Annotated in this window: 13 protein-coding genes; 7 read left to right on the top strand and 6 right to left on the bottom strand. The window is 71.4% G+C overall.

Going from position 1 to position 13,084, the window contains the following annotated elements; all coding sequences use genetic code 11:
- Nucleotides 1-591 precede the first annotated feature (591 nt).
- Together ACFXA3_RS15505 and ACFXA3_RS15500 are read left to right on the top strand one after the other, a co-directional pair.
- Nucleotides 592-1,455 (top strand): Scr1 family TA system antitoxin-like transcriptional regulator, encoded by an 864-nt coding sequence (locus tag ACFXA3_RS15505; protein WP_385187038.1) that lies wholly within the window; start codon nucleotides 592-594, stop codon nucleotides 1,453-1,455.
- Complete coding sequence (locus tag ACFXA3_RS15500; RefSeq protein ID WP_385187036.1) at nucleotides 1,452-1,709, top strand: DUF397 domain-containing protein; 258 nt, start codon at nucleotides 1,452-1,454, stop codon at nucleotides 1,707-1,709. Before ACFXA3_RS15505 ends, ACFXA3_RS15500 begins: the two co-directional genes overlap by 4 nt.
- Here the strand turns inward: ACFXA3_RS15500 and ACFXA3_RS15495 are convergent.
- A complete protein-coding gene (locus tag ACFXA3_RS15495) occupies nucleotides 1,696-2,214 on the bottom strand; it encodes a hypothetical protein (protein WP_385187034.1) in 519 nt (172 codons plus the stop codon). The genes ACFXA3_RS15500 and ACFXA3_RS15495 overlap by 14 nt on opposite strands.
- Nucleotides 2,215-2,258: 44 nt before the next feature.
- Here ACFXA3_RS15495 and ACFXA3_RS15490 point away from each other — a divergent pair, with 44 nt between their 5' ends.
- The 3 genes from ACFXA3_RS15490 to ACFXA3_RS15480 all read left to right on the top strand — a co-directional run bounded on the left by ACFXA3_RS15490 (nucleotide 2,259) and on the right by ACFXA3_RS15480 (nucleotide 5,307).
- Nucleotides 2,259-4,445, top strand: coding sequence for a choice-of-anchor J domain-containing protein (locus ACFXA3_RS15490; protein ID WP_385187032.1), 2,187 nt, complete (start codon nucleotides 2,259-2,261; stop codon nucleotides 4,443-4,445).
- A gap of 83 nt (nucleotides 4,446-4,528) precedes the next feature.
- A complete protein-coding gene (locus ACFXA3_RS15485; RefSeq protein ID WP_385187030.1) occupies nucleotides 4,529-4,720 on the top strand; it encodes a DUF1059 domain-containing protein in 192 nt (63 codons plus the stop codon).
- Nucleotides 4,721-4,887: 167 nt separating this feature from the next.
- Nucleotides 4,888-5,307, top strand: a complete 420-nt coding sequence (locus ACFXA3_RS15480; protein WP_385187028.1) for a molybdopterin-binding protein — start codon at nucleotides 4,888-4,890, stop codon at nucleotides 5,305-5,307.
- Nucleotides 5,308-5,356: 49 nt separating this feature from the next.
- On the opposite strand, the gene ACFXA3_RS15475 is transcribed toward ACFXA3_RS15480, so the two are convergent.
- The 3 genes from ACFXA3_RS15475 to ACFXA3_RS15465 form a co-directional block, all read right to left on the bottom strand.
- Nucleotides 5,357-5,803, bottom strand: coding sequence for a molybdopterin-dependent oxidoreductase (locus tag ACFXA3_RS15475; protein WP_385187026.1), 447 nt, complete (start codon nucleotides 5,801-5,803; stop codon nucleotides 5,357-5,359).
- Between the two features lie 80 nt (nucleotides 5,804-5,883).
- Nucleotides 5,884-8,694: a molybdopterin-dependent oxidoreductase gene (locus tag ACFXA3_RS15470; protein WP_385187024.1), complete on the bottom strand. Its 2,811-nt coding sequence runs from the start codon at nucleotides 8,692-8,694 to the stop codon at nucleotides 5,884-5,886.
- Nucleotides 8,691-9,518: an FAD binding domain-containing protein gene (locus ACFXA3_RS15465; RefSeq protein ID WP_385187022.1), complete on the bottom strand. Its 828-nt coding sequence runs from the start codon at nucleotides 9,516-9,518 to the stop codon at nucleotides 8,691-8,693. Before ACFXA3_RS15465 ends, ACFXA3_RS15470 begins: the two co-directional genes overlap by 4 nt.
- Before the next feature lie 266 nt (nucleotides 9,519-9,784).
- On the opposite strand from ACFXA3_RS15465, the gene ACFXA3_RS15460 reads away from it, so the two are divergent.
- Nucleotides 9,785-11,239 (top strand): PucR family transcriptional regulator, encoded by a 1,455-nt coding sequence (locus tag ACFXA3_RS15460; protein ID WP_385187020.1) that lies wholly within the window; start codon nucleotides 9,785-9,787, stop codon nucleotides 11,237-11,239.
- 97 nt (nucleotides 11,240-11,336) lie between these two features.
- On the opposite strand, the gene ACFXA3_RS15455 is transcribed toward ACFXA3_RS15460, so the two are convergent.
- Complete coding sequence (locus ACFXA3_RS15455; protein ID WP_385187018.1) at nucleotides 11,337-11,741, bottom strand: molybdopterin-binding protein; 405 nt, start codon at nucleotides 11,739-11,741, stop codon at nucleotides 11,337-11,339.
- A 9-nt stretch (nucleotides 11,742-11,750) separates the two neighbouring features.
- Complete coding sequence (locus ACFXA3_RS15450; RefSeq protein ID WP_385187016.1) at nucleotides 11,751-12,314, bottom strand: hypothetical protein; 564 nt, start codon at nucleotides 12,312-12,314, stop codon at nucleotides 11,751-11,753.
- 107 nt (nucleotides 12,315-12,421) lie between these two features.
- On the opposite strand from ACFXA3_RS15450, the gene ACFXA3_RS15445 reads away from it, so the two are divergent.
- Nucleotides 12,422-12,934, top strand: a complete 513-nt coding sequence (locus tag ACFXA3_RS15445; RefSeq protein ID WP_385187014.1) for a PadR family transcriptional regulator — start codon at nucleotides 12,422-12,424, stop codon at nucleotides 12,932-12,934.
- Nucleotides 12,935-13,084: the final 150 nt, after the last annotated feature.

Below are 13,084 nucleotides of genomic sequence, written 5' to 3'. Positions count from 1 at the left end.
CTGTCGCGGCGCGCGGGGCGGGGGGGGGGCCGCGGGCGTGGCGGTGCGTGTCGGGGGGCCGGGGGGCCGCGCCCCCCCGACTGGATGTACGTGCCGAGGGCCCGCGCAGCCATCGACAGGTGCGGGTGCCGGATCAGGTCGTTGCTGACGACCGTGAAATTGCGGGTCTGCCGCACGTTGGCGTGTTGAACGCCGTACGTGGCGCGCGAGGGCGCGTTAGAGTGCTGGAAAGCCATCGGGAAGTTCGATCCTTCTCGTGGTCAGGCCCTCGTCGGGATTGCGAGTCCCGGCGGGGGCCGTCCTGTGTCTGGAGTTGTCGGGGCGAGCATATGCCAGGCAACTGCGTTGAAACCCATCCGAGTTAGGGCAATTCACCCGTGTGAGTGAGTGCCGTTCCGGGGAGGCTGGAGGGGCAGGGCTGGGTTCTTTCTCTTGGTTCTTTCAAAGACAAAGGTCGTGCCGCGCCGGGTCGCACCCGGGTGCGACCCGCCCGCGGGAGCGGCCCGCACGCATGTCCACGGCTTTGTCCAAGGCTGTCGGGACTGCCCCAACGCGACGGACGGGTAGGGCGCGTTGAGGAGGTGGGCGCGCATGGGCGTGGACAGTGACGGTGACGGTACGGAAGAACACAGCTGGGCCGTGGACCCCGAGGACGAACAGGGCGCGGCGGTGGTCGCGGCACTCGGCCGTCAGATGCGGGCGCGGCGCGAGGCGATGGGACTGCGGGTCGCCGACCTGGCGGCGGCGATCCAGTACGGCGAGGCTCTGATCTACAAGGTCGAGGGCGGCAAGCGGATCGCCAAGCCGGAGTACTTGGACAAGGTGGACGACGCGCTGAAGGCCGGCGGCCTGATCCGGGCCATGCGGGAGGACCTGTCGCACGTCCGGTACCCGAAGAAGGTTCGTGAACTGGCCAAGATGGAGGCCCTGGCCGTGGAGGTCGGCGCCTTCACCATCCAAGGCCTGCATGGTCTTCTGCAGACCGAGGGCTATGCGCGTGCGTTGTTCGAGATGAGGCAGCCCGCCTATTCGCGCGACGAGGTCGAGCGGGGCGTCGCCGGACGCATGGCCCGCCTGTCGATCTTCGGGCGGGTGCCTGCGCCGACGCTCGGATTCGTCCAGGAAGAGGCAAGCCTTCGGCGCCCGATCGGGGGCACAATGGTCATGCGTGGACAGCTCGAACGCCTATTGGAACTGACCGAGTTGCGGAACGTGACTCTCCAGGTGATGCCGATGGACCGTGAGGCTCACGCGGGAATGGAAGGTCGGATCGAGCTGCTTAAGTTCGCTGACGGTACGGCGGTGGGACGCTCCGAGGGGGCGTTCAGCGGGCGCCCGGTGTCCGACCCGAAGCGGCTCCGGACCCTTGACCTGCGGTATGGCATGCTCCGGGCCCAGGCTCTGACGCCATGGGAGTCGCGCGCCTTCATCGAGCAACTGCTGGGAGAGACATGATCCACAAGCCCGAGCTGGACTGGTTCAAGAGCAGTTACAGCAGCAGCAGTGACATCAACGACTGCGTCGAGGTGGCGTGGGTCAAGAGCAGTTACAGCGGCGGATCCGAAGGTGATTCCTGCATCGAGGTGGCGGCCGGCCCGACGGCCGTGCGGGTGCGGGATTCCAAGGTCGTCGGAGGGCCCCAGCTGGCGCTGGCCCCGCAGGCCTGGGCCGGCTTCGTCTCGTACGCGCGTGACGTCAGCCCTCGTTGAGGGCGGCGCGGGAGGACGCGCGGTAGCAGCGTGAGCCGACGGTGAAGTCGAGCATCGGGTCGTGCCCCAACGCCGGATCGTGGACGGTGACCGTCATCGAGAAGTGATCGGTCTCGTTCGAGGCGACGATCTTGGGGCCGTCCTCGGTGATCTTCCAGCCGTTCTCGCCGAGCGCCTTCCGCAGGTTCTGCATGCCGGTGTCGACCTTGTCGGTGGTCTGGACGTTCAGCGACCAGTGGTGCTGTATGTCGAACAGGTTTTCGCCGTACTCGTCGCAGACGACGAGGCTCATGTCGGGCTCCGTGACCCTGCCCTCGACCCCGGCCAACTTCCGCAGGCGTTCGGAGACCTCCCCCGTCTTCGACCGCGCCGGACCGGGATCCATCCGCTCCGGTGTGTAGGGGAGTTCCATGATTTCGTTGCACCCCACGGACAGCGTCAGCAGCGCGGCGAGGACGACCGTGGCGACACGCCTCGTACGACATGCCCGGGTGAAGCGTCCCATTTCAGTAATTTGTCGCATCATCCGCTTCTCCGGGAAGAAGACCGATGCGCCGGCTCGTCCCCTGGTGGTACCTGTCCTTGGCCGTGACCGTACTCATGGCGGCCTGGGCGCTGCCGACCGCCCCCGCCCAGGCCCAGCCGAAGCCGGAGCTGCGCGTGCGGGAAGGGGCCGGCCACCATGCGGCGCACCACACGCGACACCGCTCACCCCGGCTGGCCGAGCAGGCGAAGGCCGGCCGGTACGGGGGCGGTGAAGCCGAGGTCGGGACGCTCCGCACCTGGCCGACCATCGACTTCTCCGGCCAGGCCGTGCTGCGGGAGTTCAAGCTGCGCTCCCTCACCCCGCACGCCGAGTTCTGGGTGCCCACCGGTGATCTGCGGGTGGACACCGACGACTGCGCCACCTCCAACGCCGACGACCTCGTGGTCACCGACCAGCAACTGCGCTACCTGGGAGAACAGTTCGAGCACGTGATCCGCCCCCGCGAGGCCAAGGTGTTCGGCGTCCCGAAGCCCCGCGACGGGAGCAACGCCAAGCCGGAACTGCTCGACCCGAGCATCCCGGCGGACGCCTGGCGCGGCAAGGGCGACCGCGTCGTCGTCCTCGTCGACAACATCGCGGCCGGCGGGGAGTTCTTCAGCGACGACGTCGAGGCGGTCGACCGCAACCTCCTCACCATCGAGGCCGCGGGCTGGCAGACCATGCTCGGCGCCAAGCCGGCCGGCCTGGGCGGCACCCCCTGCCGCATCTGGGAGGGCTTCCCGCTACCGAACTACATCGAGGGCCTCCTCGCCCACGAGTACAACCACGTGCTCTGGTACAGCGGGGCGAAGGACGCCCAGGGCGCCGCCTGGACCACCGAGGGCACGGCCGAATGGGCCAGATGGCTGGTCGGCTACGACGACCGGAGGCAGGACGCCCTCAAGAACCTCAAGATCGGCTGCTTTCAGGGCCGCCAGCGGGCCATGTTCCCGACCGGCTACACCGATGCCTACGGCGACCGCAACGGAGGCCCCGAGAACTCCCTCACCATCTGGGGCGACCCAGGCCAGAGCGGGCTGTGCGACTACGGCGCCTCCGAAGTCATGATCCACACCCTCGCCGAACGGTACGGACACGGCTTCATCAGGGACCTGCTCTTCGAAGGCGGGGGCTCCGGCTTCGACCGCCTCGCCAAGACCCTCGCCCGGCACGGCGCCCACGAGGACCCCTTCGCCCTCCTGCGCGACTGGTCCACCACGGCGGCCCTCGACGGCATCCTCGACGACGGCGCCGCGCTCACCGGCGCCGACCCCCGCCGCGTCCGGGCGAAGCCCCTGCACTCCACCGTCAACCTCGACACCCCCTTCGCGTACGACCGCTCCGGAGCCCCCTCCAACGGCGCCGACTTCGTACGCCTGCGCGATGCCTCCGGCGGCCCCCTGACCACGGCCGCGCTCCGCTCGCTGACCTTCGACTCGCCCGCCGACTACCCGGCGAGCCCGGTGGAGTGGACCGTCGACCCGGGCGGCCACGCCCCCGGCGACCCCGCCCTCTACTCCGGCCCCCGGCAGGACGACCTCGACCGCAGCATCGTGCGCACGATCACCGTCGACCCTGCCGATCCCACCCTCTCGTTCGACGCCCGCTGGGAGATCGAACCCGGCTACGACCTCGGCGCGGTCCAGGTTTCCACCGACGGCGGAACCACCTTCACCTCACGCCGCAGCGCCGCCATGACCACCACCCTGAACGGCGATGCCGAACCAGGGATCACTGCCCTGCTGCCCGGTTTCAACGGCGACTCCGGCGGCTGGACCCACCAGAGCATCGACCTCTCCGACCTCGCCGGCCAGACCGTGCTCGTCGCCTTCCGCTACCGGACGGACGCCTTCTTCAGTGAGGCCGGCCTGTGGATCGACAACATCAAGTCCGGCTCCACCCTCGTCTCCGACGGCACGGCCCTCACCGGCTGGCAGACGATCAGCGACTACCAGATCCACAAGATCCCCGGCATCAGCCTGCGCCTCGTCGCCTACACCGACGACCACAAGCACGCCTGGACCGCCGACGTCCCCCTGGATGCCGACCACCACGCAGCCCTGGACGAGCGCAGCCTGCGCCGCCTTCTCGGAACCCGGGCGAAGACGGTCTTCGCCGTCGTCGACCACTACGAACCCACCGAAACGATCAAGACGGCCGCGCCCTACCGCCTCACTGTCAACGGCGTCCTCCAGCCGGGCGGCGCCTGACCGGCGGCCCGGCTTTCGCCCCGGGTGCATTCGGAGGATCGTGGGGGGTGTGAGCCGTAGGCATCGCCACTGGGAGGTGCGTCATGCGCAAGGTCATGGACTGCAGGGAGTACCCCAGCGAGATCGGGTGCACCCTGATGATCTCGGGTGAGGAAGACGAAGTCATGGGGGCGGCCGTCCAGCACGCCGTCGCCGTACACGGAGAAGAGGACACCCAGGAGTTCCGCGACGCCCTGCGCGGCATGCTGAAGCCGGAGGTACCCCAGCACGCGTGACCCGCGTGACCCGCGCGGCCCACGACAGCCGCAGGGGCGAGCCGCCCGGGTGGTTCCGGCTGGCGGATGCGATGGGTCGAATGCAGGCCGGGCCGGGGGTGCTTACGGTCGATCTTGTGCGGCCCTCCCGGGCCGTACGAGGTCACTACCAAGAGGTCGAGCACCCCATGAGCCTGAGCATCCGCAATCAGATCGCCGGCACCGTCACCGCCGTCACCACCGGCGAGGCCATGGCCACGGTCAAGGTCCGGCTGGAGGGCGGCCAGGACATCATCGCCGCCATCACCACGGACGCCGTCAAGGACCTCGGCATCGCCGAGGGCTCCGCGGTCACGGCCCTCGTGAAGGCCACCGAGGTGGCGCTGGCCACCGCTGCCGTCGACGGCATCAGCATCCGCAACCAGCTGTCCGGCACCGTCTCCGACGTCGCCACCGGCGGCGCCATGGCCTCCGTCAAGGTCGACGTGACCGGCGGCGGGCTGACCGCGGCCATCACCAAGGACGCCGTCGAGGCGCTCGGCCTGTCCGCCGGCTCCTCCGTGGTCGCGCTGATCAAGTCCACCGAGATCTCGCTCGCGACCGCCTGAGCGGCCGTCCGGGCGACCGCCCGGATCCGCACGGATCCGGGCCGGAGCCTCACAGCCCCAGGTTCGGCGGTGACAGTGCGCCGAACCACACGTGCGTGACCGCGCTGACGTAGCGCGCCCCGCACCGGTCCGACGGGACCACCAGCTGTGCGCCCGCCTCGTCGAGGTCCTCACCGTCGAGGCGGGTGGCCAGCAGTACCGCGGCGTCGCCGAAGTCCACGTCGAGTTCGGCCCAGGACAGGACCGAGTGGTGCCCGTCCCCGCCGCTGACCGCCAGCAGGAACCGGCTGCGGTCCTTGCGCCGGCGGGCGTCGAACGACGGTCCCGCGTCCGCGACCACGTCGCGCAGCAGCGCCCCCTCGAAGACGTGGTGCTGCGGGCCGTTCGTCGCGCAGTCGAACGTGACCTCGGCCCGGTGCTGTACCCAGTCCCGCAGGTCCGCGACGCTCAGGGTCGCCGGGTGGTCCAGATCTCCGTGCAGCATGAGTTTGGCCATGCGCACATGATGCCCGGGGCCGGTCATTCCGGAACCTCATCTGCAAGGTTGAGAGCTTGCAATGAGCTGCAAGTGTGGACTCATCGTGCGTTCCGCCCTCGCAGATCTTGCGCGGCCGCCTGCTCCGCCAGATGCCGGCTCACCTTCTGCCACACGACGTCGCGGGTCACCGGCAGCTCCGTGAACCGCACCCCCGTCGCGTTCCGCAGGGCGTTCGCGAACGCCGGGGCCACCGGGTTGAAGGGGCTCTCGCTCATGGACTTGGCGCCCAGCGGGCCGATCGCGTCCGCGGTCTCCATGAAGTGGACCTCCGTCCGCGGGACGTCCGCGTACTGCGGGAGCCGGTAGCGGCGGAACGCCGCCGTGGTCACCTCCCCGCGCTCGTCCACCCGTACCGTCTCGAACAGCGTCGCGCCCAGTGCCTGGGCCACGCCGCCCTCGACCTGGCCGCGGCACTGCATCGGGTTCATGACCTTGCCCGCGTCGGCCGCGTGCACGCTGCGCAGGATCTTCATCTCGCCGGTGTCCGGATCGACCGCCAGCCGGAACCACTGCGCGTTGAAGGCCACCGAGCGGGGGGAGCCGCCCCAGTGGCCGTCCGCCGCGATCTCGTCGAGCCGGTTCTTGTCGTACGCGGCCTCGTACAGCTCCTTCAGGGTGACGGTCCGGCCCGCGCAGTCGAAGGACTCGGCCTCCAGCTTGCACAGGTGCCGGGCCACCCCCGTGTGCCGGGCCGCGAAGGTCTGCAGGCGCTCGGCGAGGGAGCCGGCCGCCAGCAGCACCGCCTTGCCCGCCACCACCGTGCCGGCCGAGCCGAACGCGCCGGTGTCGTGGCGGACCACGTCCGTGTCCGACTGGCGGACCGCGATCCGGTCGACCGTGGTGTTCAGCGCGCCGGCGGTGATCTGCTTGTGGACGGTCGTCGTGCCGTTGCCGAACTCGGCCGTGCCGACCGCGATGTCGTACGTGCCGTCGCGCAGCAGGCTGACCCGGGCGTCGGCGAAGTGGCCGCCCGGCGGGCCCGTCGCGATCATGGCGACGGCCGAGCCCGTGCCGGTGAGCCAGCCCTCGGGGACGTCCTCGTGGCTGCGGTCCTCGGCCTCGGCCTTGCGCACGATGTCCATGCACTGCTTCATCCCGTACGAGGCGATGAACAGGTCCTCCTCGTGGCCGATCGGGGTCACCATGTGGTCGCCGGCGCCGATGACGTTCTTCTCGCGCAGTTCGAGCGGGTCCATGCCGAGCCGGATCGCGAGTTCGTCCATCACCGATTCGAGGGCGAAGAGGACCTGCCCGAGGCCGTAGCCGCGGAAGGCGCCCGCCGGTACGCCGTTGGTGTAGACCGAGTACGCCTCGACTTCCTTGTTCGGTGCCTTGTAGACGGCGAAGGACTCGCCGGCGCTGTGGAACATGACCGCCGGGCCGTGGTTGCCGTACGCGCCGGTGTTGGCGACGATCCGGATGCGCAGCGCGGTGAGGGTGCCGTCGGCCTTGGCCCCGATCTTGATGGTGATCTTGAAGGGATGGCGGGTGGTGGCCCCGTGGAACTGCTCGGCCCGGGTGAATTCGAGTTTCACCGGGCGCCGCAGCTTCAGGGCGGCGAGGACCACGATGTCCTCGGCGAGCATCTCCTGCTTGCCGCCGAACCCGCCGCCCACGCGGCCCGCGACGACGCGGACCTCGTCCTCGTTCAGGTCGAAGAGCGCGCACAGCGCCCGCCGGGTCAGGAACGGGGCCTGGGTGGAGGAGCGGACGGTGATCCGCTCGCCGTCGCCCTCCTCCTTGGGCTCGAAGTAGGCGACGCAGCCGTGGGTCTCCAGGCTGGCGTGCTGCACGCGCTGGGTCTGGAAGGTCTCCTCGAGGACGACGTCCGCCTGCGCGTACCCCTCCTCCATGTTCCCGATCGTTCCGTGGACCTCGCCGCACACGTTGTTCTCGGCGCGGAAGATCCCGGATTCGGGGCCCTTGGGATGGATGACCGGGGCGCCCGGCAGCATCGCCTCCTCCGGGTTGATCACGTACGGGAGCTCCTCGTACGTGACGACCACGCGGCGGCAGCCCTCCTCGGCGGCCTGCTCGCTGTCGGCGACCACGGCGGCGACGCGCTGTCCGACGAAGCGGACCACGTCGTCCAGGACGCGGGTGTCCATCGGGTCTTCGGTGGGGTGCTCGTGCCGGGCGGAGGAGTACAGGTGCTCCGGGGCGTCGTGGTGGGTGAAGACGGCGTGCACCCCGGGGACCCGGAGGGCTTCGCGGGTGTCGATGCCGACGATCCGGGCGTGCGGGTGCGGGGAGCGCAGCAGCTTCATGTGCAGCAGCCCGGGGACCTCGACGTCGAAGGTGTAGCGGGCGGTGCCGGTGACGACCTGCGGGCCGGCCGGGGCGCCGGGGCTGCGGCCGACGGCCTGGCCGGCCTCGGGCTCCTCGATGTGCCTGACCCCGCGGACGGCGTCCTCGATGGCCCGGTAGCCCGTGCAGCGGCAGATGTTGCCCTTGAAGGCCCGCGGCAGGTCCTCCAGCTTGCCGTCGTCGTGGGCGGTGCCCTGCTCGGCCTGGAGGGCGGCGGTGGTCATCAGGAACCCGGCCGTGCAGAAGCCGCACTGGAAGCCCTGGGCTTCGAGGAACTGCTTCTGCGCCGGGTGGAGTTCGCCGCCGGGCTTGGCCAGGCCCTCGACGGTCGTGACGGAGCGGCCCTCGGCGCGGACGGCGGGGTAGAGGCAGCTGTGCACCGGGCGGCCGTCGACGTGGACGGTGCAGGCTCCGCAGTCGCCCTGGTCGCAGCCCTTCTTCACGCCGAACCAGCCGCGCTCGCGCAGGTACGTGCGCAGGCACTGGCCGGCGCGCGGCTCGTCCTCGAAGCGCTGCTCGTTGATCTCGATCTCGTAGCTCATCGGGGAGCCTCCTCCAGCGTGAGTTCGCGGCGGATCTCCTCCGCGAGGAGCAGCGCCATGTGCCGCCGCCAGTCGGGCAGCCCGTGGATGTCGTCGAACCACTCGTCGGGACGGACCGTGTCGTCGATGGCTGCCCGCAGCTCGGCGGCGGTCGGCCACAGGGCGAACCAGAAGCGGAAGGGCCGGGTGGTGGCGGCCGAGACGGTCAGGGCGAAGGAGCCGTCCCGGGGGTCGGCCGTGCCGATGATCAGGGCGCCGGAACGGCCCAGCCCGTACAGGGAGGCCTGGCGGAAGGCCGTCCGGCACTCCAGCGCGCGGGCCGGGATGCGCACCGAGCGCAGCAGTTCGCCCTCGTCCAGGTCCTTGATCCCGGCGCCGCGGATGAAGTCGGTGACGGGCAGCCGGCGGGTGGCGCCGTCCTGGCCCTGGAGCAGGACGGTGCCGTCGAGTCCGGCGGCCAGGGAGATGACCGGGCCGGCGGGCAGGCCGTTGCAGAGGTTGCCGCCGACGGTCGCCATGTTCCAGATCTTGAAGCTGGCCAGGAAGGCCCGGCAGCACTGCTCGACGAGCGGGGCGGCGGTCTTCGGCAGGGTTCTGCCGAACCGGGACAGCTCGGTGATGGTGCAGGTGGCGGCGATGTCGAGGTCGCCGTCGGGCTGCCAGGACAGCGGCGGCCAGCCCATCCGGGACAGGTCGACCAGCCGCCGGATGTGGGGCTGGGGCTCGGAGAAGAGGTAGGTGCCGCCGCCGAGCCAGGCGTCGCCGGGACGCCAGGGTTCGCGGCGGCGCGCGTCGCGCACGTCGAGCACCGTGTTGAGATCCAAGGTGGGCCACCAGCCTTTCCGGTCCGACGCGGGACACCGGCCACCCCGGGACACAGGACACCGGAGAACCGAGCGTTTCCAGTCAGTGAAGCAACGGGGAAGGGGCCGCGACGACTGTGGCCGGGCACGGAAACCGCCGTCCTCCGGGCGGTTCGCCCTGGACGATCAACCAAGAGGCCGACCGGGGCCTTGCCCTTGCATTTACGATGGTGTTTCTCGTATTCACCTCGCGAATGTGGGCTGCCGCCCGCCGCAAGGAGCCCCGCATGCACGTCCTCGACCTGCTCCAGTCCGACAATCTCGGCCTCACCCTGCTCTGGGGCGAGGAAGCCCTTCTCGGCCAGGAGGTCAGTGGCGTCACCGCCACCGACCTGGAGGACCCGCGCCGTTTCCTGGGGCCCGGGGAGCTCGTGCTCAGCGGCCTGGTGTGGTGGGCCGACGACGACCTGGCGAAAGCGGACCGGTTCGTCTCCGCGCTCGCCGAGGCCGGGGCCACCGCCCTCCTCGCCGGCGAGGAGACCCACGGCCGGGTCCCCGACGAACTGGTGGCCGCCTGCCGCGCCCACCGCGTACCGCTCGTGGCCGTGCCCGCGCAGACCAGCTTCCGGGCCGTCACCGAGGCGGTCTACCTGCGCCAGTGGGGCGACCTCAGCCGCCGCCCGACCCGGCTCTTCGCGCTCCCCGAGAACGTGCGCAGCGAACTCAGCCGCCTCCTCGAAGGCGGCGCCGGACCCGCCGAGCTGCTCGACCGGGCCTGCGCCCACCTGGGCAGGATCGCCTGCTACCTGCTGACCGCCAGCGGCCGTACCGTCGCCCGCACCCCGTCCGCACCCGCGATCCCGGCCCAGCGCGCCGGCGCACCGCGGGCGGGGCTCTCGCTGCGCATCGAGTCCGAGAGCTCCCCGTACGACGCCTGGCAGCTGCACGTGCCGGACGCGGACGCCGCGCCGCCGCGGGTGCTCCACGAGATCGCCGAGGTCTTCGCCCAGTACCGCGACGGCCGCGGGCGCCGCGGCGACGCGGCGCGCGCCGCCGGGCGGGAACTGGCCGCACTGCTGGAGGCCGACGGGCCGGCCGCGGACCCGGCGGCGCTGGAGGAGGCGCTGGCCGCGGCCGGACTCCCGGCGGGAGGCCCGTACCGGGTGCTCGCGGCGACGGACGGCGACGCCCTGGCCGAGGCGCTGGCCCACCTGGAGGACGTCCCGTGCGCGGTGGGCCGCTCGGTCGCGGTCCTGTACGAGGACCAGGACGCGGCGGTCGACGTCCCGGGCCGGCTCCGCTCGGTCTGGCCGCTGCTCCAGGCGTGCGGCGGCCCGGACGCGGACCTCCGGCTCGGCGCGGGTGCGCGGGCTCCGGGCGCCGAGGGACTACGCGCGTCGATGCACCAGGCCCGGTTCGCCCTGACGGCGACGGACGCGACGGCCCCGGTCCGTGCGGTGGAACAACTGGACACCCTGGCGGCCCTGTTGGCGGGGGTTCCGGAGGAGGTCCGCTCGGTCTACGCGCTGCGGACGCTCGGGGCGCTCGGCGACGGGATGCTGCGCGAGACGCTGGAGGTGTTCCTGGCGAACAACTGCTCCTGGACGCGCACGGCGGAGGCGCTGCACCTGCACGTGAACACGGTGCACTACCGGATCGAGCGGGTGGAGTCCCTGACGGGCCGTGACCTGTCCCGGCTGGACCACAAGCTGGACCTCTACGCGGCGCTGCGCTGCGGCTGACGGGCTGACGGGCTGACGGGCTGACGGGCTGACGCGCTGTCGGTCTGACCGTCTGACCGTCTGACCGTCTGACCGTCGGGCCGGCTGCGGGTCGCGGTCAGGGGAGGTCGACGTGGACCTCGGTGGACTTCACCCGGGCCGTGACGCTCACGCCGACCGCGATCCCGAGTTCCTCGACCGACTCCCGCGTCACCACGGACACCACCCGGTGCGGGCCCGACTGGATGTCCACCTGGGCCGCCACGTCGTCGAGCCGCACCGCCGTGACGATCCCGACGAAGGAGTTCCGCACGGAGGTCGCCGTGCCGTTCCCGGCAGGGGGCTGCGGCTGCGGCGCGCCGGCCCGCGCCTTGGCGAAGGCGGCCAGCGTCACCCCGTCGACGGACCGGGACCCGTCGGGCGTGCGGCGGACGGGCAGCCGCCCCCCGTCGGCCCAGCGGCGGACGGTTTCGGGGCTCACGCCCAGCAGGCCCGCAGCCTGCCCGATCGAGTACGACGGCACGCCCGCACCCTATCGCTGCCCGGCGGCCCCGGCCTTGGCCTGGACGGCGGCGACGTAGCGGACGGTGAAGAGCATCGGGACGGCGAACCCGGCGACCTGGACGAGCGTCGCGGGCGTCGAGTGGCCCTGGCCGGCGTGGGCGAGGGCGGCGAGGGCCCCGGCGGTGACCGTGAAGGCGGCGGTCCACACGGCGGTGATGACGACGTTGGCCCGGACGAACGGCCGCAGGCCCCACACCTCGCGCGGGGTGGTGCGCTTGGCGATGCCCAGGGTGAACGGCCTGCCCGCGAGCAGCGAGCCACCGGCGATGAGGGCCAGGACGGCCGAGGAGAGGGCCGCCGAGTAGGCGTGGACGCCCGAGTGCGGGTCGGTGAAGGCGATGACCGTCAGGGCCGCGAAGAAGACCGCCGAGCCGATCTCGATGATCAGCGCGTCGAACCCGGCCCCGGCCCTGCGCTGCGAGACGGCCACCGCGACCGCCGCGACGAGACCCGCGAGCGCGCCCCACTGCCACTGGGCGGACGGGAGCACGGCGAAGACGATCCAGGGAAGGAAGGTGCGTACGTAAGACATCGAGGCCCCCCGGGCTGTGACGAACGGCGAAGACATTCCTGTTCTGACATGTCGAAAGTAGATGTTCCAATGCTGACATGTCAAGGATGGAATGTAAGGTGAGGGGCATGAGCCTTCGACACGCCCTTCTCGGACTCCTGTCAGAGCGCCCGGCCAGCGGTTACGACCTGCTCAAGCGCTTCGAGACCTCACTGGCCAACGTCTGGCCCGCCACCCAGAGCCAGATGTACACGGAGCTGTCCAAGCTGGCCGACGCCGGAATGATCAGCGTCTCGGCGGAAGGCCCGCGCGGCCGCAAGGAGTACACCCTCACCGACGAGGGCCTGGCCGAACTGCGCCACTGGCTGACCGAGACCAAGCCCCAGCGCAACACCCGCAGCGACATCCTGCTGAGGGTCTTCTTCCTCGGCGTCCTCACCCCGGACCAGGCGCGGGGCTACCTGACGGAGCTGGCGGACCTGTCCGAGCAGGAGCACGAGGACCTGCGCCGGCTCGACGCCTCCATCGACTGGGGCGACGACACCCTGTCGGTCCACGGCCGGATCGCCCTGGAATACGGACTGCGCTTCAACGAGATGCGCCGCGAATGGGCCCGCTGGGCCGCCACCCAGATCCGCTGAGCGGAGAACGCCGGACGGAGAACGTCGAAGGGCCCCCCCCCCACCCCGGGGGGCGCCGCGGGGCCCGGGGGGGCGTCCGCCGGGCGCGGACGGGCGGCGGTGGGGGGGGGGGGGGGGGCGCCCGCCACCGTCGCACTGGTGCTGTGGGGC

This window comes from Streptomyces sp. NPDC059456 (genome assembly GCF_042750055.1).
Lineage (GTDB): Bacteria > Actinomycetota > Actinomycetes > Streptomycetales > Streptomycetaceae > Streptomyces.
Note: the sequence above shows the minus strand (reverse complement) of the source record. Positions and strands in the feature narration are given on the sequence as shown.

Bases quoted from the DNA above. Each gene is read 5' to 3' on its own strand.
- ACFXA3_RS15505 (WP_385187038.1), top strand. From the start codon at position 592: ATGGGCGTGGACAGTGACGGTGACGGTACGGAAGAACACAGCTGGGCC.
- ACFXA3_RS15500 (WP_385187036.1), top strand. From the start codon at position 1,452: ATGATCCACAAGCCCGAGCTGGACTGGTTCAAGAGCAGTTACAGCAGC.
- ACFXA3_RS15495 (WP_385187034.1), bottom strand. From the start codon at position 2,214: ATGGGACGCTTCACCCGGGCATGTCGTACGAGGCGTGTCGCCACGGTC.
- ACFXA3_RS15490 (WP_385187032.1), top strand. From the start codon at position 2,259: ATGCGCCGGCTCGTCCCCTGGTGGTACCTGTCCTTGGCCGTGACCGTA.
- ACFXA3_RS15485 (WP_385187030.1), top strand. From the start codon at position 4,529: ATGCGCAAGGTCATGGACTGCAGGGAGTACCCCAGCGAGATCGGGTGC.
- ACFXA3_RS15480 (WP_385187028.1), top strand. From the start codon at position 4,888: ATGAGCCTGAGCATCCGCAATCAGATCGCCGGCACCGTCACCGCCGTC.
- ACFXA3_RS15475 (WP_385187026.1), bottom strand. From the start codon at position 5,803: ATGGCCAAACTCATGCTGCACGGAGATCTGGACCACCCGGCGACCCTG.
- ACFXA3_RS15470 (WP_385187024.1), bottom strand. From the start codon at position 8,694: ATGAGCTACGAGATCGAGATCAACGAGCAGCGCTTCGAGGACGAGCCG.
- ACFXA3_RS15460 (WP_385187020.1), top strand. From the start codon at position 9,785: ATGCACGTCCTCGACCTGCTCCAGTCCGACAATCTCGGCCTCACCCTG.
- ACFXA3_RS15450 (WP_385187016.1), bottom strand. From the start codon at position 12,314: ATGTCTTACGTACGCACCTTCCTTCCCTGGATCGTCTTCGCCGTGCTC.
- ACFXA3_RS15445 (WP_385187014.1), top strand. From the start codon at position 12,422: ATGAGCCTTCGACACGCCCTTCTCGGACTCCTGTCAGAGCGCCCGGCC.